This window comes from uncultured Coprobacter sp. (assembly GCF_947855755.1).
GTDB lineage: Bacteria > Bacteroidota > Bacteroidia > Bacteroidales > Coprobacteraceae > Coprobacter.
Map to the genome: position 1 here is coordinate 69954 of NZ_CANUAR010000011.1, position 26755 is coordinate 96708.

Below are 26755 nucleotides of genomic sequence, written 5' to 3' on the forward strand. Positions count from 1 at the left end.
ATAAGACTATCTATCGATGAATCACTTTATTATAAATGTCAATTACTTTTTGACCGGCATACACCCATTTGATCTCATCGACCTCTTTTTTCCCCTCAATCTTCAGTTGCTGGTACATTGCAGGATAGGTAATTATCGAATAAATGGCATCTGCCATCGCATCAATATCCCAATAATCGGTCTTTATCGCATTTGTCAGAATCTCCGCACATCCCGATTGTTTCGATATAATAGAAGGAACTCCCACCTGCATGGCCTCAAGAGGAGATATTCCGAATGGTTCTGATACAGAAGGCATTACATAAACATCGCTTGCCTTCAACATCTCATAAACCTGCTTTCCTTTAAGAAAACCCGTAAAATGAAAATGATCGGAAATATTACGCTGAGCGGCAAGACGTATCATTTTATTCATCATGTCTCCGCTCCCTGCCATGACAAAGCGTACATTATTATTTTTCCGCAATACCTGAGCCGCAGCTTCTACAAAATATTCCGGGCCTTTCTGCATCGTAATACGTCCTAAAAATGTCACGACTTTTTCCTTTGTATTGCGAGGCATATTAATAGCTTTGATTTCTTCGCTCAACGGTTCGACTGCGTTATGAACAGTTGTTACTTTGGCCGGATCGATATTATATTTTTCAATAACCGTCTTACGAGTCAAATTACTTACAGTGATAATATGATCTGCCTGATTCATACCGTCCTTTTCTATGGCATAGACCGTCGGATTTACATTTCCCCGACTCCGGTCAAAATCCGTTGCATGTACATGTATCACTAACGGCTTTCCGGTTACTTGTTTGGCATGAATTCCTGCCGGATAAGTAAGCCAATCATGAGAATGAATCACATCACAAGGATAGGTTCTGGCAATCACTCCGGCGACAATAGAATAATTATTGATCTCTTCCAATAGGTTATCCGGATATCGGCCCGAAAATTCTATACATCCCAAATCATTAAGATGCATATAATTGAAATCTGCATAAATATGATCCCGCAGATTAAAATATTCTTGAGGATCCATATATCGTCCTAACCGATCCCGTACCTGTTCCCAAGAAACATCACGCCAAGCAACCGGCGTATTACATGCTCCTACAATATGAGCAAAACTTTTATCTTCATCTCCCCACGGCTTGGGTATAACAAACGTAATATCCATATCACCGCATTCGGACATACCTTTTGTAAGCCCGTAGCTGGCAGTTCCCAAACCTCCAAGAATGTGCGGTGGAAATTCCCACCCGAACATGAGTGCTTTCATACAACTTCAGTTTTAAAAATGGTTGTATTTCTTTAATAAACTCAATACTCTCAATATTTCTCCTACATTCGCCGCAAAACTAATAGCCCCACGCCCCATATAAGGAGGATTTCCGTCAAATAACTCAGAAATCGTTCCGATACAATTATTCGACATCTCTTCTTCATAGCCGATCAACATCCGTTCCAAAAACGAAACTCCACTTAATCCGAATATCTTGAGGTATGCCTCTGCATAAGCTCCCATCAACCATGGTCGGGCCGGACCTTGATAATAAGCATTCTCCCGTTCTGCTTCATTGCCTAAATAAGTAGGAGAATACCCATGACTTTTGGGGCTTAATGTTCGGATACCTTTCGGTGTCAACAGTTCTCGAGTAACTACATCCAGCGCTTTTTTCCGCTCCTTTTTATCTAATGGGGAGTAATCGAGCGAAAGGGCGAACAGCATATTCGGGCGAACACTCCAATCTGCAAAATTTCCATCGACATAATCGAACAAATAACCATAATCATTTAAAAACATATCCTTAAATGACGAAGCGAGCTTATCACCCAAAGCATTCAACCGATCGACAATAGCTCTTTGGTCCGGCTTATCTGCAATTAATGAGGCTGAAAAACGTAATGCGTTATACCATAATGCATTAAATTCTACCAGATAACCACTGCGCGGTATGATAGGTTTTCCATAAGCTACCGCATCCATCCACGAAACAGGAACATCATGTCCATTACTGTATAATAATCCGCTTTCATGCAAAAAAAGATTCGGATGCTTGCCTTTGATTATATAATCGACAATTTCAGTAATTAAAGATCCGTATTTTACTGTACAATGTTCAATAGAAGTTTCCTTGGCATATTGTTGTAATGACCATATTGCCCACAAAAGAATATCGGGATAATCTATCCCCTGAATTACTTCATTCCGACTACCTTTTTCCATAAAGGCTTTTAACGCTCGCATCGCCGTATGCATGATAGAGTCGAACGTTTCTATATCCCCTATTGCCAAAGTGCATCCGGGAAGAGCAATAAACAAATCTCTGGCTCGAACACCAAACCAAGGATAACCCGCCAACAGATAATTATCTTTCTGTTTTTTCAGATAAAATTGTTGTGCGGAATTTTTCAGGCAATTAAAGAAACTGTTACGATAAGTACGTATCTTCATTTCCTTATTATACATCATGCTCAAAGAACGAGGTTTTATTTCCCCTACTCCAGCAGAAAATATAATACTTTCTCCTTTTTTTATAGGTAATTCGAAATATCCGGGAACATACAGATCTTCTTTATAGTCATACCCTCGTTCCTGATCTTTGACATATTCAATGCCTTTATTCCAATACGGATCACTCACGAAACTAACCTCTTTATTGAACTGTAAATATAATGCCGGATACCCTTCATAAAGGCAAAAGCTAACGCCATTTGCAGCCTGCTCATAATGCCGGTTTATTCTATCGTTTTCAAGACAAAGAGCATTCGCATTTCTAAAGGCAAGAAAAGGACGGAACTGCAACGTCGTTTCAGAATGGGCATCTAACAATGTGTATTTAATCAAAATTCGGTTCTCATGCGAAATGAAGACTTTCTCCTTACTTAAAACTACACCCCCCACCCGATATACAGTTTTGGGAACTGATTCACAATCGAACTCACGGATATATTTATGTCCGTTAGGGCTGAAACAATCTCCCTGATATTTATGTAAACCTAAATTAAAAGGAGCACCGTGTTGTATCACGGTTTCATCGAATGATGATAGAAGAACATGAGAGTCATTATCCATCTCCGGAATAGGAATTACCAATAATCCGTGCTGTTTTCGAGTGTTACAATCAACAATCGTCGTACAATGATAAGCTCCCGATTTGTTTGTACGTAACATCTCTTTAGGAAGAGACTGTTCCAAGTTAATCATCAAACTTTTGTCAAACTTCAGATAACTCATATTTATTGCTAATTAAAAAAATCGGTTAACGGTCAAATCTTGTGCTTTAATACTTGATATTAGTTTTCACGAATATAAAAATTGTTATCAGAAAAGCCAAATATTTAATCGATTTATTTAGTAAAAAGGCGTCTTTCTCAATAAAAATTTTCAAATCAAAAAAGAAAAAGAAATTTTCGTTGTCATTCTCTTTTTTTATTTTTATCTTTAAACACACTTTATTTTTTAAGTGCACATCTATATCCGGGCTATAGCTAAAAAGCAAGATTGCAAAGTAATCACTATCACCAGCCATATTCTTTGAGAATGATCTGCGTTCATATTCAGAAAAGCATACTGTAAAGCACCATGATTGCACGCAGAAATACAATCTCCGCAGTAAGAACAATTTATTCCCAGTTTGCCGGTTTTTATTTGCGCTTTCGATAATGCCCCATAACGACATCTGCTGATACAAGCCCCACACAAAGTGCAGACATCCTTATTTATTTTAAAACGAAAAGGAGAAATATATTTTCCTAAAGACACTAAAGCTCCGACCGGACAATAACCCGAACAATGTACCATAACATGCCTTTTATAGGAGAGGATCATAACAAAAAACCCCGCAATCCCGAATAAAACGACTATCCCGGATACTATCGCATACGACAATCCTACCCATCTGGCGACAAAAGCCACAATAACAGTCAATACCAATATTGTATATCGCACCGGCAGAAGAAATTTATAAGGTCTTGGGGATAATGATAAATGTCCTGCAGCCATATTATCTAATGCGCCGAAATAACAAAGATGACTACACCACGCTGGTCCTGACAATAAAATAGTAAAAATAAGCAATAAAGGCATAAAACCGAATTCCCAACGATAGACCGCACCTCCGATTATCACCATCGGAATGGGAAAATGCAACTCTCCGGATAAAAGAAATATCGAATCGAATATAATTCCTAATAAAAGTTGCCCAAAAAAGGAAAAAGAAAATACCAACCAACTATACCTCCTCCAACGAGTTCTCAGACGAATATCCTGCATTTTCCAACATAATAAAAAAGCATAAGCCGAAGTTAATATTACCTGCAACCAACATCCATCCGTAAAAAGCCTTTCACATAAAAACAGATATGGAACTTTTACCGCAACAACCGATAACAGAAATAAAGTTAATAATGCAGGAACAAATGCAGTAAACAACCGTATATGGGAAAAAGACACGGTCATGAGTTTATAAAAGAGTGGATAATAGTTTGGTGAGATTGTCGATAAACATTCTTACGGAAATAGCCAATAGAATAATCCCAAAGAATTTTCGAAGTACATAAACGCCCCCTTTACCCAACAGCTTTTCGATAATATTGACCCGCTTTATTACAATATAAATTATCAAGATATTAAGAACCAATGCTATTATTATATCAAGCAAACTATACAACGCCCGCAAAGAGAGCAGAGTAGTAAAAGATCCCGCCCCGGCAATCAGAGGAAAAACAATCGGAACTATTGTTGCAGAGCCTGCCGGTCCGTCCATCTTAAAAATCTCTACACCAAAAATCATTTCTATAGCCATTACGAAAATCACTAACGAACCGGCAATAGCAAAGGAAGATATGTCTACATGGAAAAGTTGTAACATCATGTTTCCCATAAAAAGAAAAACAATAAAAGAAAATAAAGAATAAAATGCCGCCTTACCTGCATTGATCTCATTTCCTTTTTCTTTTAAATCGATAATGATAGGTACTAACCCCGTTATATCAATTACAGCAAATAAAACGACAAAGGCACTGATCACCTCCTGAATATCAAAATGCAATAAATTGTCCATAGGTTTAAGTTTTTACAGGAGCAAAGTTAACAAAAAAAAAATAAATCAATAGTTTCTAAACAATTGTATCGATTTTATGTTTACAAATTGAAGGTTAGATTTTTATTTATACTTTTGAATAAACAAAATATGGATTCGATGGACAGCATGTATGACGTTTTGTTGCAACTTCCGTTATTTCAGGGAGTCAGCAGAGCAAAAATTTCAGAGCTTATCGAGAAAACAAAATTTCATTTTCTCAAATATAAATCAGGAGAACAAATCGTATCAAAAGGAGAAGAATGTACACACCTGAAATTCTTGATATCCGGATGCGTACGGTCAGAAATGGTTAACAAAAGCGGAAAAATTCGTGTTTCGGAAGTTCTTTGCGCTCCGAACGTATTATCTCCCAATCACCTATTCGGCAGGAATACGAATTATCCATCCGACCTATATGCAGTAGAAGAGACAGGTATCATGCAAATCGACAAGCAAACATTTATCCGCATTATGCAGGATGAATCGATTATCCTTATAAACCTGTTGAATATCATATCGAGGCGTTCTCAAAAGAGTGTCGAAACATTTCTCGCACTTTCTTCCGGAAATGTAAAGGAACGTTTGGCATTCTGGGTACTCTGTTTTACACAGCGCAAGTCGATAGATGTAAGGGTAATATGCAAACAAAAAGATTTGTACACATTTTTCGGAGTACAACGTTCTGTTTTTATGAATGCTCTAAACGAACTGAAAGAAGACGGCATTATCGATTACTCGACTCGGGAGATTACTATCCTCGACCGGGAAAAACTTAAAGCCATTCTTGCCACAGATGATGAGGATTAAATAAAGGACTTACAAAAAATAAGGAAGCCGGAATTAGTTCTTTCTATTCCGGTTTTTATATTTGTTTACTTAGAGTCTGTCTGAATTTTACGACAAAAAAATAAAAAGGTATTGCCCGTTCTTCAAAAAGCAATACCTTTTATCTATTCAAAGAAAATATATAAAAAGCTAAAGTCAGTCGTCATTTCGTGATCCCAAAAACAAGAGAATATAATATACCAATGTAGCCAATGAACTAAGAGCTGCCACTACATACGTATATGCCGCCCATGTAAGGGCATCTTTGGCTTTATCATGCGTATTTACATTTGTTACTCCAGCTCTGTCAAGCCAAGCTAAAGCTCTTGCACTCGCATTTATTTCTACCGGAAGCGTCACAAAACTGAATAACGTAGTCAATGCAAACAAGATAATTCCGAAAAGCATAAGCTGCGGAAAACTCTGCAACAATATAATACCTGCTAACAGCACCCATTGTACCCAATGCGATGCAAAACTCACAATAGGAACTAATTTGGACCTCATATTCAGAAATGCATAAGCAGTAGCATGTTGCACGGCATGTCCGCACTCATGAGCTGCGACTGCCGCAGCAGCAACACTATTACCATAATAAACATCATGGCTTAAATTTACCGTATGATTCTCCGGATTATAGTGATCTGTCAATTTCCCGTCAACAGAGGTAACGGTAACATTATAAATGCCGTTATCATGTAACATTTTTTCGGCTATATCTTTCCCTGTAAGGCCATTCGGGATAGGAACTTTAGCATAATTTTCAAATTTGTTTTGCAATGTTTTTTGCACCCAAAAACTAATCAGAGCAAAAACAATGAAAATAAGATAAATCATAAATTTCTCTTTTATTGTTTGAGACAAATATACTACAAAAAGGAGACTTCAAATGTTAAACAAAACGGAAGGTATAAATAAATAGAGTTAAAACGGTTTATATTCGAGCCATAAACTTAGAGCCTGTTTAAATCTTCCAATAAAAATTCTTTTAGGTACATTTTTGACATTTTTTTTCGATCTGTTTTCTCATTTTCGTTCGTCAAAGAACCTACATCCTCGAAAAAAGACTCTCAACCTGACCCGCACAAAATCGAAACAGGCTCTTACTCTTTTATCTTTTTCAGAATCAGAAACGCACAACAACAGATATTTCATAACGAATAGGGATAAAAGATTTTATATATTCTATATCTTTGTAAACAAGATTATAAACAAGCGATTATGAAAAAACGTATCAAACCATTTTTCCAACAGATATCCGGCACTGTAAAAAACAATACTGCAGAGATAACAATCTCGATTCTCTGTTTTATATCAGCATCTCTCATTCGGGAGAATATAATTACGACAAACAAATTGTATCCTTTTGTTTTCCCTCTTTTCTTTGTTCTTTCTTATCTTTTAAATAAATGGTTTTCACAAGGAGCATGGAGAATTTTATACTATATCTCACCTTTATTGATATTTCCCTTTTTCTGTATAGATGTTTCTGAGTGGATCTTTTCCATAGAATATTTTGTGGCGCTTATCATCGCAGGGCTCATGCTCCTCATCCGAAACTGGATTTCCGACAATGAGTCTTTTACCTTTCAAGCAACCCGCTATTTCTCCCATCTGCTTCAAGCGGCTCTCCTAAGCGGATGCGCATACTTCTTATTAATCGGCATTTATTACTCCGTCACTTACATCTTCAATATATTTCCCCAAAGCGAGTATAATGTTTCTGTCTATTTATCTATGATATGTTTCATTATAGGAATGCCATGCCTATTTTTAACATTCAATAACCAACAAGAAACCTTATCGACTGAAGAAAAAAAATCTGCTCTGGAAATACTTACAAACTATATACTATCTCCTGCGATACTCATATACACGATCATACTATACATATATTTTACGACTATTTTCTTTTCGTGGAGCTTACCTAAAGGCGGAATTGCGTATATGGTATTCGCTTTTACGCTAATTACGGTATTGGCAAAGGCCCTGCAACCATTTTTACACAAACAAATATACAACTGGTATTACAGACATTACAGTCTGATCTCTATCCCAGCCCAGCTCATGTTTTGGATAGGGGTACTATGTCGGGTTCAACAATACGGATTTACGACAGCACGAGTTTATCTGGTTATCTGTGGATCTATTATGTCGATAACACTACTTTTATTCTTATCAAGCAAAACCGGCCGGTACTTATACGTTACAGCTCTGTCTATCATACTACTCGCAAGTTTCACTTATATTCCGGGAATAACAGCTAAAAACATCGGTATAGAATCCCAACAGAAAAGAGTAAGTGTTTTATCTCGGAATTTAGGTCTTTTAAGAGAAAATGGAAAATTAAAAAATATATCGGAAACAAATAGCGACAGTCTGCTGTACGACCCGCAATACACACAACTATACGAAGCTTTTTTATACATAAAACACGAAAAAGGAAAAGATTTCGTACAGAAAAAATACGGTACGAATTTACTTCCTGAACCACAAGAAAGATATAAGGACTCTGCCTATGATTTCGTTTCATTACCCTCATTCGATGGAAAAACAAAAAAAATAGATATCAGTATGTATCGATCTCTGTACCCGATAAATCGAAGTGACAGTTGTGAAGATATCAGTGTCGATACTTCCGGGAAAAAACTATTAATCAAAGACAGAAATAGTATTTTACTAAACATTAGTTTTGATGAATTACAAACATCATTACTTCAAAAATCAGGACTTACAAAAAATTCCACAAAAAAGAGATTCTTACAGCATGAAAATACACTTACAAATTACGAAACTGATTCTTTATATATATCTTTCGGACGAATAATATTCGATATGAATACAGACCTGAAAATAAGTGATCTTCAAGTAAGTTATATTCTTCGAAAATAATAAATCTATTATTTTACCGATACAAAAAACAGAATACCCTATCTAAAAAGCTTGTCTAAATTTTGTTCTGTCAGATTTGAGAGTTTCTTTTGAGTATGTTTTGTTATTTTTATAAGGATGATAGCAGGCTATTTGACGAGTGAAAACAAGAAAACAAACCGGAAAAAATGACCTGATAATATTTTTTTACTGGAAATTTTTAAACGGTCTATAAAAAAATTCGTAGTGAAAAATAAAATAATTACAATATAAAACTCCAAAAGCCATCTATATATCAAAAAGAATATACAAAGTCTTATTTAACAATAATTTATCACTATAAAATCTATTAATAAAACAATATGAACATATTACCGATATTTCATTGTACATTTTATTATTTTTGAAATGTTCTATGGTTAATACAGGAAGCGTCATCCGGGAATATCAAATACAATGTAAAAGATATAACATACATCCCCCATATATCTTTCACTTGTCAAGATACCGGATCTCGCTTATTTTTCCTACAAAAGGCCATATAATCAACATTATAGGAGGTCAATGATAACCTCCGCATAGAGGCGTCTATGCCTCAAAATCCTTTCTGCATAAAAAGAACGCTTCCGATAAGAGATTTACCGGAAGCGTTTATTTTTACAAAGTACTGTTCTTAACGTCAAAAGCCAAACAACAGTCCATGACTATATTCAAATATCTGATCATATATTCCGCTGATTAAACCGATTGCTACAATACCCAATACGCAAAGTGATATGCTCAGACGAGAGGCATTATCGGAACGGAAATTTTCAACTACACATTCATCTTGCTTGATAAACATCGCTTTGACTACTAACAAATAATAGTACAATGAAATAACCGTATTAATAAGTGCAATCAATACAAGAATATAAAATCCCTGTTCGGCTGCTGCATAAAAGATAAAGAACTTGCTGAAAAAACCGGCAAAAGGAGGAATTCCGGCTAATGAGAACATCGCCAGCATCATCGCGATACTTAGTTTAGGATTAGTCTTATAAAGACCATTATAATCATCCATATTCACTTTTCCTGTCCGATTTTCAATAACCGATATCACTCCGAAAGCAGCAAGATTAGAGAAGATATAGACCAATACATAATAACTCAACGATGTTAAACCTAAACCTGTATTCGATATAACTCCCAGCATTATATAACCGGCTTGCGAAATAGAAGAGAAAGCGAGAAATCTTTTCAGATTTTGCTGACGAATCGCAAATAAGTTACCGATTGTAATCGTAAGGATAATCAACGCGTATAAAATACCTTGCCAAATACATTCGACAGAGCCAAATACTTTATACAATATCATCATAAAGGTAAAAGCCGCAGCTCCTTTAGATATAACAGACAAATAAGCCGTCACCGAAGTCGGCGCTCCCTGATAAACATCTGCCGTCCATAAATGGAAAGGAACTAAGGACAACTTGAAGCCCAATCCGGCAATAAAAAGAACCAGTCCCACAATAAGCAAAGGCGACATGCTAAGCATATAACTCAAATCGTTAAAATAAAGCGTTCCTCCTATTCCATACAAATAAGAAATGCCTAATAACATCAGTGCAGATGAAAATACGGCAATAAATACATATTTAGCTGCTGCTTCATGAGAATCGTGTTTGTATTTTTCCATTGCAATCAAAGCGGTAATAGGCAAAGATGCCGTTTCGAGACCGAGGAAAAACAATAAAAAGTTTCCCGAAGAAGTCATTAAATACATACCCAAAAGCGTAATAAGCGTCAATACGTAATATTCTCCGCGACGAATTACCACATCTTCATTTTTTATCCAAGATGAAGCTTGTATCAGAACGAGCAATGTTCCGATATTGAGTATGGTCTTAATTACCGATGTAGCCGGTCCTGACTGATACATGCCTCCGAAAAGAGAAACTTGTTCTCCCGGAACAATCGTAAATATCGTATGAGCCAATAATAAAACACAGGCTGTCGCTGAAAAGCATTTCAAGCTTTTAGCCGACCCGAATGTATCATATAAAAACAGGAGTACGATAACTACCAATAACGATAGCTCATCCCGCATTCCTAAAAAATTTGAATAATCCATACTCTTTCTATTAGATATATTGTAAAATGCGTTGACTAATTACTTCCATACTGTTGCTGATCATATTAGATACCCAAGAAGGAGCGATACCCAGAGCAGCAACCGAAACGATCAAAGATATTGCCGAAAGCCGTTCGAACCAAGTTGCATCGGTAAGAGACAAATGATGTTCATTCTCGACTTTACCATAAAGCAGTTTTCCTACTACCCGAAGAATATATACAGCTGTAATTACAATTGAAGTACAAGCTACGATAGTAAAGGCTCTATGGAAAGTATCCGTCCACTGGAAAGCTCCGACAAATACTGTCATTTCTGCAACAAAACCGCTTAATCCTGGAAGTCCTAAAGATGCAAAACCGGCAATTACATAGCAAGTCGAAAGGAATGGCATAATTTTCATAAGCCCGCCCATCTCCCGAATATCACGGGTATGCGTACGACCGTAAATCATACCGATCAATGCAAAGAAAAGTGCTGTCATCAAACCATGAGACAACATCTGCAATATAGCACCTGTCATAGCCGTAGTATTCCACATCAACAACGCAAACAATACCAAACCACAATGGCTCACAGAAGAATATGCATTGATATATTTCAAGTCTTTTTGTACGCATGCGCTAAATGCTCCGTAAACGACACTGATACCGGTCAAAATCAAAAATATCCAAGAAAGTTCTTGTGTAGCTTGCGGCATCAAATACATCGCTACTCTGAAACATCCGTATCCCCCAAGTTTCATCAACACACCGGCATGCAGCATAGAAACCGCTGTCGGAGCAGAAGCATGACCATCGGGAGACCATGTATGAAACGGGAACATCGCTCCTAATACTCCGAAACCAACAAATGTCAACGGGAAAAAGAGATACTGAGCACTCATCGGAATCGCATTATTTCTTGCAATTTCCAATATATTCATAGTCAAATGTCCATCGGCTGAAGAATGGAAATAAATACCCAATATGCCAACAAGCAATAATGCAGATCCTCCCATCAGCATCAAGGTCAACTTCATCGCCGCATAATTCTTATTACCGCTTCCCCAAACTCCGATTAATAAATACATCGGAATCAAAGCGATCTCATAGAACATGAACATCGTAAACAGGTTAATGGAAATGAAGAACCCGAATACTCCGATCGATAACAGTATGAGCCAAAGGAAAAATTCTTTTGGTAGAGGATCCATCTTCCAAGAGGCAAAAACACCGGCAAAAACGATAATTGCAGAAAGCAAAATCATCGCCACCGAAACGCCATCGACACCCACAGCATAATGGATATTCAGAGGAGCATACCAAACGGTATCGGCAAGAAACAACATCTCTGCTGTATTCCCGGCAGAACGTTCACTCAAATAGAGCACAACCAAACCTATCGCTAATAATAATTGAATGGCTGAACCGGCTACGGCTACCAATCGTATCTGTTTCATCTCTTTCGACAAGGCCAATCCGACCATCATCAAAAGAGGAATAAGCACAAATAAAGATAAAAAATTCATAGTAATTCTTTTTATAAATATCTTTCAACCATTCTCTACAAGCATATAACCGCTATAATGGCAATGATCATAGCACCTAAAATAAATACTAACGCATAAGATTGCAAACGTCCCGACTGCAACCCGCGAATATGATAGGATGTTGTCTGGGTTATCCATGCCAACATATTCATACTTCCATCAATAACATGACGATCGAACCATGCAATCGGAGAACAAATACCATTGAAAATAATCTTATGGGTAATAAACTGGTAAACCTCATCAATATAGAAACGATGATATGCCCATTTATATAAACCGCTCATCGAAGCTGCCATACGGGCAGGTTTATCATTCGGATTCTTATACAACCAAGTTGCCAATGCTATCCCGACGATAGCGATAATGACACTGGTCACGGCAACCGACATTTCGATATGAATATGGTACGGCAGACCGTCACTTGTCACAAACTCTCCGAAAGGAATAAATCCTGCGACACATGTCACCAGTGCTAAAAATATCAAAGGTATAGACATAACTTTCGGAGCTTCATGAGGTGTGTGCTCATGTTCAGCTTCTTTTCCCCAGAAAATGTTATAATATAAACGGAACATATAGAATGCGGTAAGACCGGCGACTACAGTCATCCAAATTCCCCAGAAAGCACTCTTTTCGAACACAGCCGCCAAAATCTCGTCTTTACTGAAGAATCCAGAGAAGGGAGGAATTCCGGCAATAGCCAAACATGCGATTAAGAAAGTTATATGAGTTATCGGCATATACTTACGAAGTCCGCCCATCTGAGACATTTCATTCGAGTGAACGGCATGTATAATAGCCCCTGCTCCCAAGAAAAGTAAAGCCTTAAACATGGCATGAGTAAACAAATGGAACATCGACGCCATATAACCTAAACCGGCGGCTTCACTGGCAACACCTAAAGAAACCATCATAAATGCGATCTGAGAAATGGTAGAAAATGCCAAAACTCGTTTTATGTCGGTCTGCACGCAAGCCACCACAGCAGCATACAATGCTGTAAATGCCCCGATATAGGTTATCAAGTCGAGAACTTCTGGTGTCATGCAATAAACCGGAAATAACCGAGCTACCAGATAAACTCCGGCAACAACCATCGTTGCGGCATGGATCAATGCAGAAACCGGAGTCGGACCTTCCATTGCATCGGGTAACCATATATGCAAAGGAAACATTGCTGATTTTCCGGCACCACCCATGAAGATAAGAGCCATTGCCCAAGATGCTATCGAGAAACCGAGGAATGTTTTACCTCCTGTAGAAGAAAGAATAGAGACACTGCCATCGGTCAAAGTTTTAAAATCGAATGTTTCGGTATAGAATGAAAGAATCAAAATACCAACTAAGAATCCGAGATCCGCAAATCGAGTTACGATAAATGCTTTCTTAGATGCAGAAACCGCAGACGCTTTTGTATAATAGAATCCGATCAGCAAGTAAGAAGAAGCACCCACCAACTCCCAGAAAATATACATTTGAAAAATATTGGTCGCCACAACCAGACCTAACATCGAAAAGCTGAACAGCGACAAGAACGCAAAATAACGTTGAAAGCCGACTTCTCCATGCATATAGCCGATACTGTATAAATGTACCATAAGGGATACTGTGGTTATTACGACCAACATCATTACAGAAATAGGATCAAGCAATATTCCCAAACTGATATGCAAATGTTCAGTAAAGTGCAACCACTCGATATTAAAAGGTATCAATGTTTGATACACTCCGTTTACACGTGGTAAAGTAAAATACTGAAAAGCGACCGTATAAGCCAATACTGTCACGATAAATAATCCGGTAGTTCCTAACAAACCGGCAGTACGGTGCGACATCTTATGCCCGCAAAGCCCTAATAACAGGAACATAAAGAGCGGTAACAAAAGTATAATCAATGAATATTCCATAATTCGTTGTTTAAAGCAATGATCAATATTTCATCTTATCCAGATTACCCACCTGAATATTCCGAATATTACGGTAAATATTTATAATAATCGCAATTGCTATTGCAGTCTCAGCAGCAGCAATTCCCACAGCAAAAAGGGTGAAGAAAAATCCTTCTAACTGCTGAGGGAAAAGATATCGGTTAAACACCACAAAATTTATATCTACCGAGTTGAGCATCAGCTCCAGCGAAATGAGTATTGCCAGCATATTTCTACGGGTAATAAAACCGTAAACTCCGGCAAAAAACATGACGGTACTCACCATCAGATAACCAATCATAGGGATTTCCATACATTTTATCTTTTTCGGGCAATCATAATGCCGCCGATTATACAAGCTAATAATAAAACACTGATTACCTCAAAAGGTAATATATACTGGTACTTTTCCATCCCCATAAGAGCATGTCCGACTGTTTTCATATCTAATTCCGAAAAACTCTGAAAATTAGACGGTACAAAAACCTGCGTAAGCAATGCATAACCGCAAACCACTGCTCCGACGACAGATGCCAAAATTCCCCAAAATTTTTTCTTGCTGGTCAATTTCTCAGCTTTTTCTCCCAAACCGCTGGTCAATAAAATAGAGAAGACAAACAACACGACGATTCCTCCTGCATAAATAGCAATTTGCACTGCACCGAGGAAATGATAATCGAGCTGAAAATAGAGACCGGCAGTAGCAAACAACACAAAAAGAAGATATGTCGCTGCCCGTAAAATACGACGGGTAGTCACCGTAAGAACAGAAAATATGACAATAACCGCCGCAAGCAAATAAAAGATAACCTGATTCGCTATTTGTTCCATAATAAATTATTTGTTTTCTACAGTTGCTTCTGTAGTATGATTAAGTTGTTTTACCAATTTTTCACGGGTAAAGACAGCATGTTCAAAATCCGGAACAAACTCCAATGCATCGTGAGGACAAGTTATTACACATAATTGGCAGAAAGTACAACTACCCAAATCATACATATATTTATCTAACACTCGTTTCGTTTTTCCGTCTTCCGTTGTAATCTTAGAAGAAAGGACCTTGATAGTTCCATTCGGACAATTCATTTGACAGATACCGCAGGCAATACATTTGTTATGCCCGTTCTCATCCTCAATCAATGTCAATGTTCCCCTGAAACGATCAGCGATCTTTAAAGTCTTTCTGTTCTCAGGATATTGTTCGGTCACTTTCGGGGTTACAAATTCCTTTCCCGTTACTTTCATCCCGACCAATAAGCTCCACAAGCCTTTCCAGAAAGAAGTGATGTAATTTTTAAAACTTTCCATTTCTACGTTTTCGCAACTATATTTTTGAATCTTATTTTTCTTTTATTTGTGTGTTACTTATTCTGTGTCTTTGACTGTTCCACCCAAAATATCGAGCAATTCGGTTGTGATTCCCTGCTGACGCAATTTATTATACTCAAGTTGTAAATCCTCTAACAGATTCTTGGCATTATCACTCGCCATTTGCATTGCCATAATACGAGCCCCCTGTTCCGAAGTCCGACTCTGATAACAAGCCTCTTGCAAAGTCGAACGCACAAAAAGCGGAAGTACAAGCTCAAATATCGTAGAACGGTCAGGTTCATAAATATAAGGCGTATTCCTATGCGCTTTAGCATCAGACAAAAACTCTTCTGTACTTATCGGTAAAAGAAGACGTGTTTTCATCACCTGAGAAGCAACACTTTTATAATATGCATATACAACTTCTATCCGATCAAACTCGTGGGCAAGAAAAGCCTCCGTCAATTCATCGGAAAACCGTTTTAAGGTATCAGGAGTACTCTTAGAAGAAAGATACTCTACCGGACGTACCTGTATTCCCGGAGTTTTTGCAACTAAAGACTTGACTTTTTTCCCGATCGGATATACCGTTACCTCTATCGTGGAATCTGACGATTCACGTAATATATCTATAGAATCGATAAGAGATTTGTAAAGCTGCACATTAAATGCCCCGCAAAGCCCTTCATCAGAACCGAAAATGACAAAAGCGACCCGCTGAACGGGACGTTGTTCGGTCAACGGCGATTGATAGTCACTATCGGCCCCCAGCAAATTATTAATCGTACTCTGTATCTGATCTCTAAACGGCACGACATGCTTCAAAGCAATTTCTGCTTTCCGCAACTTTGCCGAAGAAATCATCTTCATAGCACTGGTAATCTTTTGGGAAGACTGGACAGACCCGATTCTTCCCTTCAATTCGCGCATCGTTGACATAACTTCTAAGCCTTAAATCGGTTTGCGACATCAGCAGCAACATCCTGAAGAATTTTTTCCATTTCTTCAGTCAACTTACCTGCACGAAGTTCGTCCAGAACTTCTGTCTTATATTTCGTTTTCAATATCTGTAAAAATACTTTCTCAAATTCCGCAACTTTATCCAAAGGAACATTCCGGAGTAATCCTTTCGTTCCGCAATAAATTACGGCAATTTCATCTTCTACTCGCATCGGCGAATATTGAGGCTGAACAAGGATCATACTATTTTTACGACCTTTGTCGATCACCATTTCTGTAACAGGATCAAGATCTCCCCCGAATTTAGAGAACGATTCCAACTCCCGATATTGAGCTTGGTCGATTTTCAACGTTCCAGCCACTTTCTTCATCGCTTTCACTTGGGCATTTCCACCCACACGAGATACAGAAATACCTACATTGATAGCAGGTCTCATTCCTTGGTTAAATAATCCTGTTTCAAGGAATATCTGTCCATCGGTAATAGAAATTACATTCGTAGGAATATAAGCAGAAACATCTCCGGCTTGAGTCTCGATAATAGGTAAAGCAGTCAAAGAACCACCTCCTTTTACCATCGGCTTAAGAACTGCAGGTAAATCATTCATTGTTTCTGCCACCTCATCATTCGCGATAATCTTCGCTGCACGTTCCAATAAACGAGAATGCAAATAAAATATATCACCCGGATAAGCCTCACGACCCGAAGGACGACGCAAGATCAAAGATATTTCACGATAAGCAACTGCCTGTTTCGACAAATCGTCATAAACAACTAAGGCGTGGCGACCACTATCCCTAAAAAACTCTCCGATAGCCGCGCCTGCAAACGGTGCATAATACCTCATCGAAGCCGAATCGGATGCATTGGCTGCAAGCACAATCGTATATTCCAACGCCCCATGTTCCCGCAACGTATTTACCAATGTCGCAACAGAAGATGCTTTTTGCCCGATAGCTACATAAATACAATATACCGGATCACCAGCAAGGAAATTATCCCGTTGATTCAAAATAGTATCTACTGCGATCGAAGTCTTTCCGGTTTGGCGGTCACCGATAATCAGCTCTCGTTGACCACGTCCGATAGGCACCATAGAATCGACAGCTTTTATTCCCGTCTGCAACGGTTGATTCACCGGCTGACGGAAAATTACACCCGGAGCTTTACGGTCAAGAGGTAACAAAACTGTTTCTCCTTCAATGGGACCGGCTCCATCAATCGGCTCACCCAACGTATTAATTACACGTCCCAACAAACCTTCTCCTACAGGTATAGAAGCGATCTCGCCCGTACGACGCACCGTCATGTTCTCTTTTACCTTATCTGCAGCACCCATAAGGATCACCCCTACATTGCTTTCTTCAAGGTTCATCGCCACTCCGCGTACACCGTTTTCAAACTCGATCAACTCGCTGGAACGAACATTATCCAACCCGAACACATGGGCAACACCATCACCCACTTCAAGTACAGTACCAACCTCTTCAAAATCGATTTTAGTATCGACTTCTTCAAGTTGTTGTTTCAAAATATCGGATATCTCGTTTGGTTTTATCATAATTGCTTTTTGCTGTTTAGTAATTTTAAACGCAATAATTTAAGTTCCTTATTTACGGAAGCATCTAATTGCATAGAATCGACCCTCACGATAAATCCCCCGATAATAGAAGGATCTATTTCATGAATAAATTCGACCTCATGTCCTGCTTTCTGCAGAATCAGCGTTTTGATTTTATCGATCGCCTCTTTATTCAACTCCATTGCCGTAATAATACGAACCTGAGCTATCTGTTTCAACTCCCGATAAAGTTCCTGATACATCAGGCAAATCGGCCGAATATATGCTTCACGCCGGTTATGGATTACTAAACGAACAAAACGAAGGTAGTCTTCTCCCGGAGCCACACCGACGGCAGCAGCAAGGAGACTCTCTTTATCCTTTGCGGAAAGCACCGGATTCAACAACGCTTTCTGCAACTCAGGATGCGAGACAAAGTTCTCTTCAAACTTCTTTACCTCCTCATATATCTGGTCCGTAGTTCCGCGATCCTGTGCAAATTTAAGCAAGGCTTTAGCATACCTACGTGAAATCAGCCCCTCGTCCATGTTCTTTTAGTTTTTGTTCTCAATATCATTCAGTAGTTTGTCGATCATCTCAATCTGAGTCTTATCATTCGACAACTCTTTCCGCATCAATTTTTCAGCAATTTGTAAAGCAAATGCACTGACTTCGGTACGGAACTGTTGTTCTGACTCTTTACGAGCTTGCTCGATCGACAAGGCAGCAGCATCCATCACTTTCTTGGCCTCTACGGAAGCCGCTTTTTTAGCCTCTTCAATAATCTGAGACTTCATCTGCGTCGCTTCTCGTATAATATCCATTTGCTGACGTTGAGCTTCTGCCAATAAGGACTGTGCGTTCTCCGTAGCCTTTTCTAACTGAGCTTTTGCATCTTGAGCATATTCGACTCCTTTGTCTATGAGATCGGCTCGGTCATCAATACTCCGAATAATATAAGGCCACGCGTATTTTGCAAGTATGGCAAAAAGAACCACAAATACAAAAAACATCCAGAACACCAGCCCGAATTCGGGCTTAAACAGTTCCATAGCTTATTATAAAAATATCGCTAACAAACAAACAATAATAGCAAACAAAGCCACACCTTCGACCAAAGCGGCAATCACGATCATGTTCGCACGAATATCGTTAGATGATTCCGGTTGACGGGCAATAGACTCCATGGCAGAAGATCCGATCTTACCAATACCCAAACCTGCACCGATTGCTGCAATACCAGCACCTATACATGCTCCGATTTTTGCTAAACCTGCACCGGCAGCTGCTTGTAATAAAATCATTCCTAACATAACGTTTTAATTTTAAAGTTATACATTAATTCTTTTTCGTAATTATTGTTTTTCTTCACCTCGTACACGTGCCAAACTGATAAATATGGTAGATAACATGGTGAAAACATAAGCTTGAATAAAACAAATAAGGAAATGCAACAGATTCATGAAAAGGGAAAAAGCAACTGATAAAACCGTCGTTCCTCCCAAAACTGCAGTTCCCATAGTTCCGAATATAAAAATAAGAGAAATCAACACCAATACGATAAGATGTCCTCCCAGCATATTAGCAAACAGACGAATCATCAATGCAACCGGTTTTGTAAATACCCCGAATATCTCGATAACGGGCATCAAAGGAACCGGACATTTCATCCACATCGGCACCTCCGGCCAAAACAGATCTTTCCAATAATGTTTTGTACCGAAAAGATTCACTGCCAAAAACGTACAAACCGCCAATACAAGAGTAATTGAAATATTTCCAGACAAGTTTGCACCTCCCGGGAATATAACGATCATACCCAAAATATTGATACAAAGTATAAAGAAAAAGAGAGTAAGCAGATAAGGAGCAAAACGCCTTGCATCCGGCCCTAAAATCGGCTTTATCATATCTTTATAAATCATATCTACAACAAATTCTAACGATCCTAACCAACGACGCGGAGCTTTGTAAGGATGTTTCTTATACCACCGAGCTAACGGGAAAAACAATAAAAACATCACCAAAGCAGTTATAAAAAGCGCCATTACATTTTTCGTAATGGATATATCAAAAGGTCGATATTCTTTTCCCGAAGCATCAAGTCCTACGATTTTACCCTTATAATCTCCGTCTTGAGCTATAAAATATCCATTATAAATATTCCCTTCTTCCAACCGTTTAGAGTTGAAAATCGACCAATCACCCTTATAATCACGAACAATCACCGGCAATGCCATGCGACTATGAGAGAAAGGGATTTCCCATCCGTAATTATCAAGCAAATGCTCAAAGATCGTTTCTTTGGCATTGAACGGTTCTTCCTCTTCCGATGCAGATGCCACGAAAGGCATAAACAAGAAGAGCAGTAATCCCATCCAATATATTAAAGTATGCTTCATTTCTTTTTCTCTTTTGCAATAGACCTGCCAGACTCTGTTTCCCTTTAACGAAGGCAAACGGCGATCCGGTTATTATTTACATCTACAAATCCACCATCTATATCGACTGTCTTCAATTCTCCACCAGTCTCGTATTCAATTACCCCCGACACTAATGTCGAGAGTAAAGAAGCATGATCCTCCAATACAGTAAACGATCCTAGTTCTCCGGGAAAAGTAACCTTGGTCACCTCTCCTCGAAATACGATTCCTTCTGAAGAAATAATCTCGAGATTCATAGTATCACTTATTTATTTTCCTTAGCCTCTTTCATCATCTTTTCACCCTTAGCGATAGCTTCATCAATCGTACCGACGTTCATGAAAGCCTGTTCAGGGTACTTATCCATTTCCCCATTCAAAATCATCTTGAATCCACGTATAGTCTCCTCTAAAGGAACCATCACTCCGGGAATACCGGTAAATTGCTCAGCAACATGGAAAGGCTGGGACAAAAATCTCTGCGCACGACGAGCACGATTTACTACCAGCTTATCGTCATCCGACAATTCATCCACACCCATGATGGCAATAATATCTTGCAACTCATTATAATGTTGCAATAACTGTTTCACTGCCTGAGCCGTATTATAATGATCTTCACCGATAATCAGCGGATCAAGAATACGAGAAGTAGATTCCAAAGGATCTACAGCCGGATAAATTCCCAACTCGGTAATCTTACGACTTAACACCGTAGTAGCATCCAAGAAGCTGAATGTCGTCGCCGGAGCAGGGTCTGTCAAATCATCTGCCGGCACGTATATAGCCTGTACAGAAGTTATAGAACCGGTCTTCGTCGAAGTAATACGTTCTTGCAAAGCACCCATCTCAGAAGCTAATGTCGGCTGATAACCCACAGCAGAAGGCATACGTCCCAATAATGCAGAAACTTCTGAGCCGGCTTGTGTAAAACGGAATATATTATCAATGAAGAAAAGTATTTCTTTTCCTCCTTCATTCGAATCGCGAAACTGTTCTGCAACGGTCAATCCAGACAAAGCGACACGTAAACGAGCTCCGGGAGGTTCATTCATCTGTCCAAAGACCAAAGAAGCCTGAGAACTATTCAATTTCTCCATATCGACTTTAGACAAATCCCAGTTTCCTTTTTCCATCTCTGTCTTGAATTCGTCGCCATAATTAATAACTCCCGATTCGATCATTTCACGAAGTAAATCGTTTCCTTCACGAGTACGTTCTCCGACACCGGCAAAAACAGAAAATCCATTATGACCCTTTGCTATATTATTGATCATTTCCATGATCAACACAGTTTTTCCGACACCTGCACCACCGAACAATCCGATTTTACCTCCTTTCGAATAAGGTTCAAGCAAATCAATAACCTTTATTCCTGTATAAAGGAATTCTGTATTGATAGACAAATCCTCAAAAGCGGGAGCCGGACGATGAATTGGTTGTACGTCTTTATAATCAAGATTCGGAAGATGATCAATCGTTTCTCCAATAACATTCATCAGACGACCTTTGATCTGAGAGCCTGTAGGCATAGCCAACGGACGTTGCAAGTCAATTACTTTCATGCCGCGTCTTAATCCGTCGGTAGTGTCCATAGCTACGCAGCGAACGGTATTTTCCCCGATATGCTGTTCTACTTCCACAATAAGATCGGTAGAGTCTTCACGTTCGATTTTCAAAGCAGAATAAATAGGAGGCAATTCATTATCCTCCCCTTCGAACGCAACATCGACAACCGGACCGATAACCTGTGTTATATATCCAAATTTATCTCTCATAATTCATCTTTTTAACTGTTTATATATAGCGACAAACCGTTATTTAATCAAAAATGTAAGCCGAATACGACAACTAAAGTCATAACCAACAGATTAATCAGCCCTATCGGAACCAGGTATTTCCACTCCAGATGAAGCAACTGATCAATACGCAAACGGGGGAATGTCCATTTAAACCACATAATAATAAACATCACTACCGCTGTTTTTCCAAAGAACCATATCACAGAAGGAATATAATCCATAACCTGGTTAAAAGCATCCCAACCGCCAATATGGAAAGGCATCCAACCGCCTAAAAACAATAAACTGGCAATACCGGAAACAATAAACATATTCAGATATTCGGCCAAATAATAAAAACCGAAATGAATACCTGAATATTCGGTATGGTAACCTGCCGTCAACTCCGATTCTGCTTCAGGCAAGTCAAACGGTCCACGATTTGTTTCAGCCGTTCCAGCAATTAGATAAATAATAAAAGCCACCAACATGGGAATATGTCCTGTAAATAAAAACCACCCCCTATTTTGAGCTTCAATAATACCCGATGTCTGCATAGTGCCGGCAAACACAACGACAGTCAACATTGAAAGACCGATAGACAACTCATAACTAATCATCTGAGCTCCGCTTCGCATAGCTCCGATCAGCGTAAATTTATTATTACTAGACCAGCCGGCCAATAAAATACCCAACACACCGATCGAAGAGACTGCCATAATAAAGAATACACCAATATTAAAATCAATAGCTATCAATCCTTTGCCGAATGGCATACAGCCAAAGGCCAGCATAGAAGAAAGAATTACTAAAAACGGTGCAAGATTGAATAAAAATCTATCTATATGTTTAATTTCTATCAACTCCTTGATAAGAATCTTGAGCATATCGGCTACACTCTGGAATATTCCATAAGGCCCTACCCGATTCGGACCTAAACGACATTGGAAGAATGCACATACCTTACGTTCGGCATAAATCAATACAAGAGCAATAACCGCGTAAAGTAAAAGCAAAACAACTCCTACCAGCACAAATTCAATAAGGAGAGCTCCCCACTCCGGCAACCATTGCCGCAACAGTGTATCTATCCAATGAGTAACTACTGAAAAATCGAACATGATATATTTCAATTATATAAGTTTATAAATTCGGTTTATCTGTCAATATCGGGTACAACATAATCTAACGATCCACCAATAGCAATCAAGTCGGCTATTTTAGACCCGCGAGTCATGTGATCAACAGCTCCAACCAGATTGAATCCCGGAGAATTAACTTTAAGGCGATAAGGGAACTTATCACCACGACTTTCAAGGTAAATACCAAAAGCTCCACGAGCAGCTTCGACTTCCTTAAAGTAACGACCTTCCGGAACTTTAATAATAGGTTTTGTCTTAGCCAGATAATCACCTTCCGGAATATTATCTACCAATTGTTCCAATATATATAAGGACTGTTCAATCTCTTTCATACGTACCATATAACGAGCGTATGAATCTCCTTCATTATATAAAACTTCATCGAACTGAACCTTATCATAAGCAGCGTATGGTGATCTCTTCCGAACATCGCACGCCCATCCCGATCCTCGACCGGAAGGCCCTGTCACACCATAATTAATAGCATCTTCCCGACTCAAGAAACCTACTCCTTTCAGACGGTTCTGTGCTATCACATTTCCAGAAAAGACTTCATGATATTCTTTCAACCGAGCAGGCATCTCCTTTATAAATTCTTTGACCTTACGTTGAAAATCAGGATGAATATCTGCTATTACCCCTCCGATAACATTATAGTTCATCGTCATACGAGCACCACATGTATCCTCAAAAATATCCAGAATCTTTTCTCGTTCTCTAAACCCATAGAAAAATGCAGTCAATGCACCTAAATCCATGCACATAGTTGCAAAGAACAACAAGTGAGAAGATAAACGCATCAGTTCATCCATCATTGTACGAATATATATTGCACGCTGAGGGACTTCTAACTGCATAGCCTCCTCGATACACATACAAAGAGCATGACGATTGTTATGAGCCGAGAGATAATCAAGACGATCTGTCAAATGAAGAGTTTGCGGATAAGTCATACTTTCCCACATCTTCTCAATTCCTCGATGAATATATCCACAATGAACATCAATTTTTTTAATTGTCTCACCGTCCAATGCCGTTTGAAAACGCAATACACCATGTGTCGCAGGATGCTGAGGACCGATATTCACTATATAATCATTATCATGAAAAACTTTCCGCTTCTCCTCTATGATCCGACCTTCTGCATCTTTCCGCAAAGAAACTGTATCAACACTGCATGATTCATTTTCCGTAGGGATAGGATTAATCTCCGGATTAGCATCATAATCCTTACGGAAAGGAAAACCGATCCAGTCTTCACGCAAAAACAAATGCCGCATATCCGGATGATTTATAAAACGAATACCGAAAAAGTCATAAACCTCACGTTCATTTAATTCGGCATTTTTCCAAATATCGGATACCGTATATAAAAGAGGATTCTCTTTATCAGAGGTTTCTACTTTTAAAATTACCCAATGATTATATTTCGTCGAGTTCAAGTAATACACTACACCAAGTGTCTCTCCCCAATCCATTCCGATTAGAGATACCAAATTATCAAACTGCAGATCTTTATCATCATGCAAAAAGCGGCATAGAGCATTCAATTTATCGGCGGGAACCGAAACAGTAAGGTACTGACCTTCCTCAAAAATCGCCTCAGGTAAAAAAGCGCCTATTTTTTCTTGTATATTTCCCATGAATCGAATTCTATTATCATTATTCTTCATCAAAATCTTTCGGTTTCTTTTCCTGACGGTTCACTCCTCCGAAGAATTTCTCAACTTTCAATTTCCGTTGCAACTGCATCATTCCGTATAACAAAGCCTCAGGACGAGGAGGACAACCGGGTATATAAACATCAACCGGAAGAATCTCTTCAACCCCTTTTAAAACATGATATGAATTTTTAAAAGGACCTCCCGAAACAGCACAACCACCGACAGCAATTACATATTTCGGCTCTGCCATCTGATCATACAAACGTTTCAGTACTGGAGCCATTTTGTGAACAATAGTTCCGGCAACCATAATAAAATCGGCCTGACGAGGACTTGCTCGAGCTACCTCGAAACCGAAACGGGCCATATCATAACGGGCTGCCCCGACCGACATAAATTCAATCCCGCAACAGCTGGTTGCAAACGTAAGAGGCCATAACGAATTGGATCGCCCCCAATTAATTGCTTCATCAAGGCTACCGACAACCACATTGACACCGCCTTCATGCAATTTTTTAACCAATTGTTCAATATACTCATTGTCTTTGAAGTCTTCATACTTCATCGATTTTATTTTTACTTCCATTCCAAAGCTCCTTTCCTCCAGGCATAAGCTAAACCAAACGCAAGGATCACTAAGAAAAACAAAACACTCATTAGTCCGGCAACTCCCAAATCTCTTACTATTACTGCCCAAGGAAACAAAAATACCGTTTCCACATCAAACATCAAAAAAAGGATTGCAAACAGATAATACCCTGCTTTAAACTGCATCCAAGAGGTTCCCCGAGTAGGGATACCGCATTCATAAGCTTCACCTTTCTGAGAATTAAATGATCGCGGAGAAATTAAACCGGCAATGGCCATAGCTGCAGCCACTAAAGTGATCCCGGTAATAAAAACAACGACAAATAATGCTAAATTCATATATCTAATTAGTTATTATTCTATCCTCTATTCCACACTCAACAACAACAAGACGGGTATAATACCTAATCTTAAGCAAATTGCATCAGATACCGTAAAATATACCCTATAGAACCTTATTCCGTAGTACAAATAATACTCATAGAATACCTCAAATCAAGGTGGTCCTCCAAATGAGCATTCAAAGTAACACAATAAAAAATCGCAATGCAAATTATTTAAATGGAAATTTTCTAAAGAGATTGAGAAAAATCCAAATCAGACATTTTGTTGCGACTTATAGAACATTTTTATAAGACACACGTAAAAACTAACAAAATAATTCAACAAAAAGCAATAGGAGCTAACAAATTGACACTTTGAAACAGTATGAAAGATTCAATTAACATAGTTAAAAGAGTTATAATAACACTTTGATATAAGAGCTCGCATTAATTTCCCCCAAAAGCAGAACAAGTAAAATTCAATCGGGCTTGAAACAAGTCGTATAAGTCAGCATAAAAAATACTTTTGTTTTTTATGCTATTTTTATCTTTATCGGATAAGGTAAGCAATGGGGATGTATGCGGGGGAAGGGACTCAAAACAAAAAAAGAGAGAGGGGTTCGATCCTTTATCGTATCCCTCTCTCTCTA

Annotated in this window: 25 protein-coding genes; 2 read left to right on the top strand and 23 right to left on the bottom strand. The window is 38.6% G+C overall.

The window, feature by feature from the left end; translation table 11 throughout:
- Positions 1 to 10: 10 nt before the first annotated feature.
- The 4 genes from Q0093_RS07785 to Q0093_RS07800 all read right to left on the bottom strand — a co-directional run bounded on the left by Q0093_RS07785 (position 11) and on the right by Q0093_RS07800 (position 5060).
- Positions 11 to 1273, bottom strand: coding sequence for a glycosyltransferase family 4 protein (locus tag Q0093_RS07785; protein ID WP_297303987.1), 1263 nt, complete (start codon positions 1271 to 1273; stop codon positions 11 to 13).
- A 12-nt stretch (positions 1274 to 1285) separates the two neighbouring features.
- Complete coding sequence (locus Q0093_RS07790; RefSeq protein WP_297929488.1) at positions 1286 to 3232, bottom strand: glycogen debranching enzyme N-terminal domain-containing protein; 1947 nt, start codon at positions 3230 to 3232, stop codon at positions 1286 to 1288.
- Between the two features lie 237 nt (positions 3233 to 3469).
- On the bottom strand, positions 3470 to 4456 hold the full coding sequence (locus tag Q0093_RS07795; RefSeq protein ID WP_297929490.1) for a 4Fe-4S binding protein: 987 nt from the start codon (positions 4454 to 4456) through the stop codon (positions 3470 to 3472).
- 4 nt (positions 4457 to 4460) lie between these two features.
- On the bottom strand, positions 4461 to 5060 hold the full coding sequence (locus Q0093_RS07800; RefSeq protein WP_022601202.1) for a MarC family protein: 600 nt from the start codon (positions 5058 to 5060) through the stop codon (positions 4461 to 4463).
- 129 nt (positions 5061 to 5189) lie between these two features.
- On the opposite strand from Q0093_RS07800, the gene Q0093_RS07805 reads away from it, so the two are divergent.
- Positions 5190 to 5888: a Crp/Fnr family transcriptional regulator gene (locus Q0093_RS07805; protein ID WP_297929492.1), complete on the top strand. Its 699-nt coding sequence runs from the start codon at positions 5190 to 5192 to the stop codon at positions 5886 to 5888.
- Positions 5889 to 6062: 174 nt separating this feature from the next.
- Here the strand turns inward: Q0093_RS07805 and Q0093_RS07810 are convergent, their stop codons facing one another.
- Positions 6063 to 6743: a zinc metallopeptidase gene (locus Q0093_RS07810; RefSeq protein WP_297929494.1), complete on the bottom strand. Its 681-nt coding sequence runs from the start codon at positions 6741 to 6743 to the stop codon at positions 6063 to 6065.
- A 384-nt stretch (positions 6744 to 7127) separates the two neighbouring features.
- On the opposite strand from Q0093_RS07810, the gene Q0093_RS07815 reads away from it, so the two are divergent.
- A complete protein-coding gene (locus Q0093_RS07815; RefSeq protein ID WP_297929496.1) occupies positions 7128 to 8798 on the top strand; it encodes a DUF4153 domain-containing protein in 1671 nt (556 codons plus the stop codon).
- 658 nt (positions 8799 to 9456) lie between these two features.
- Here Q0093_RS07815 and Q0093_RS07820 read toward each other — a convergent pair.
- Genes Q0093_RS07820 through Q0093_RS07905 form a run of 18 tightly spaced genes read right to left on the bottom strand, consistent with a single transcriptional unit; the run spans position 9457 to position 26121 of the window.
- Positions 9457 to 10890, bottom strand: a complete 1434-nt coding sequence (locus Q0093_RS07820) for an NADH-quinone oxidoreductase subunit N (protein WP_297929498.1) — start codon at positions 10888 to 10890, stop codon at positions 9457 to 9459.
- A gap of 10 nt (positions 10891 to 10900) precedes the next feature.
- Positions 10901 to 12400: a NuoM family protein gene (locus tag Q0093_RS07825; RefSeq protein ID WP_297929500.1), complete on the bottom strand. Its 1500-nt coding sequence runs from the start codon at positions 12398 to 12400 to the stop codon at positions 10901 to 10903.
- Positions 12401 to 12435: 35 nt separating this feature from the next.
- Positions 12436 to 14331, bottom strand: a complete 1896-nt coding sequence (gene nuoL, locus Q0093_RS07830; RefSeq protein WP_297929502.1) for an NADH-quinone oxidoreductase subunit L — start codon at positions 14329 to 14331, stop codon at positions 12436 to 12438.
- 22 nt (positions 14332 to 14353) lie between these two features.
- Positions 14354 to 14653 (bottom strand): NADH-quinone oxidoreductase subunit NuoK, encoded by a 300-nt coding sequence (gene nuoK / locus Q0093_RS07835; protein ID WP_031258604.1) that lies wholly within the window; start codon positions 14651 to 14653, stop codon positions 14354 to 14356.
- A 17-nt stretch (positions 14654 to 14670) separates the two neighbouring features.
- Complete coding sequence (locus Q0093_RS07840) at positions 14671 to 15183, bottom strand: NADH-quinone oxidoreductase subunit J (RefSeq protein WP_297303963.1); 513 nt, start codon at positions 15181 to 15183, stop codon at positions 14671 to 14673.
- Between the two features lie 6 nt (positions 15184 to 15189).
- Entirely contained in the window at positions 15190 to 15660 is a 471-nt protein-coding gene (locus tag Q0093_RS07845; RefSeq protein ID WP_009318548.1) for an NADH-quinone oxidoreductase subunit I, read from the bottom strand.
- A 57-nt stretch (positions 15661 to 15717) separates the two neighbouring features.
- Complete coding sequence (gene atpG, locus Q0093_RS07850) at positions 15718 to 16602, bottom strand: ATP synthase F1 subunit gamma (RefSeq protein WP_009318547.1); 885 nt, start codon at positions 16600 to 16602, stop codon at positions 15718 to 15720.
- 5 nt (positions 16603 to 16607) lie between these two features.
- The gene (gene atpA / locus Q0093_RS07855; RefSeq protein ID WP_297929504.1) at positions 16608 to 18185 is read right to left on the bottom strand and encodes a F0F1 ATP synthase subunit alpha; all 1578 of its coding nucleotides are present in this window, start codon (positions 18183 to 18185) and stop codon (positions 16608 to 16610) included.
- Positions 18182 to 18733, bottom strand: coding sequence for a F0F1 ATP synthase subunit delta (locus tag Q0093_RS07860; protein WP_297929505.1), 552 nt, complete (start codon positions 18731 to 18733; stop codon positions 18182 to 18184). Before Q0093_RS07860 ends, atpA begins: the two co-directional genes overlap by 4 nt.
- Before the next feature lie 6 nt (positions 18734 to 18739).
- Positions 18740 to 19237 carry a F0F1 ATP synthase subunit B gene (gene atpF / locus Q0093_RS07865; protein WP_009318544.1) on the bottom strand — a complete coding sequence of 166 codons (498 nt, stop codon included), beginning with the start codon at positions 19235 to 19237 and terminating at the stop codon, positions 18740 to 18742.
- Positions 19238 to 19243: 6 nt separating this feature from the next.
- Positions 19244 to 19498 (bottom strand): ATP synthase F0 subunit C, encoded by a 255-nt coding sequence (gene atpE, locus Q0093_RS07870; RefSeq protein WP_009318543.1) that lies wholly within the window; start codon positions 19496 to 19498, stop codon positions 19244 to 19246.
- A 42-nt stretch (positions 19499 to 19540) separates the two neighbouring features.
- A complete protein-coding gene (gene atpB / locus Q0093_RS07875) occupies positions 19541 to 20587 on the bottom strand; it encodes a F0F1 ATP synthase subunit A (RefSeq protein ID WP_297929507.1) in 1047 nt (348 codons plus the stop codon).
- Between the two features lie 44 nt (positions 20588 to 20631).
- On the bottom strand, positions 20632 to 20865 hold the full coding sequence (gene atpC, locus Q0093_RS07880; RefSeq protein WP_297929509.1) for an ATP synthase F1 subunit epsilon: 234 nt from the start codon (positions 20863 to 20865) through the stop codon (positions 20632 to 20634).
- Between the two features lie 8 nt (positions 20866 to 20873).
- The gene (gene atpD / locus Q0093_RS07885; protein ID WP_297929510.1) at positions 20874 to 22385 is read right to left on the bottom strand and encodes a F0F1 ATP synthase subunit beta; all 1512 of its coding nucleotides are present in this window, start codon (positions 22383 to 22385) and stop codon (positions 20874 to 20876) included.
- Between the two features lie 47 nt (positions 22386 to 22432).
- Positions 22433 to 23509, bottom strand: a complete 1077-nt coding sequence (nuoH, locus tag Q0093_RS07890) for an NADH-quinone oxidoreductase subunit NuoH (RefSeq protein ID WP_022601211.1) — start codon at positions 23507 to 23509, stop codon at positions 22433 to 22435.
- A 35-nt stretch (positions 23510 to 23544) separates the two neighbouring features.
- Positions 23545 to 25173, bottom strand: a complete 1629-nt coding sequence (locus tag Q0093_RS07895; RefSeq protein WP_297929513.1) for an NADH-quinone oxidoreductase subunit D — start codon at positions 25171 to 25173, stop codon at positions 23545 to 23547.
- A 19-nt stretch (positions 25174 to 25192) separates the two neighbouring features.
- Positions 25193 to 25780: an NADH-quinone oxidoreductase subunit B gene (locus Q0093_RS07900; RefSeq protein ID WP_009318537.1), complete on the bottom strand. Its 588-nt coding sequence runs from the start codon at positions 25778 to 25780 to the stop codon at positions 25193 to 25195.
- Positions 25771 to 26121 (bottom strand): NADH-quinone oxidoreductase subunit A, encoded by a 351-nt coding sequence (locus tag Q0093_RS07905; RefSeq protein WP_297303947.1) that lies wholly within the window; start codon positions 26119 to 26121, stop codon positions 25771 to 25773. Before Q0093_RS07905 ends, Q0093_RS07900 begins: the two co-directional genes overlap by 10 nt.
- Between the last annotated feature and the right edge of the window lie 634 nt (positions 26122 to 26755).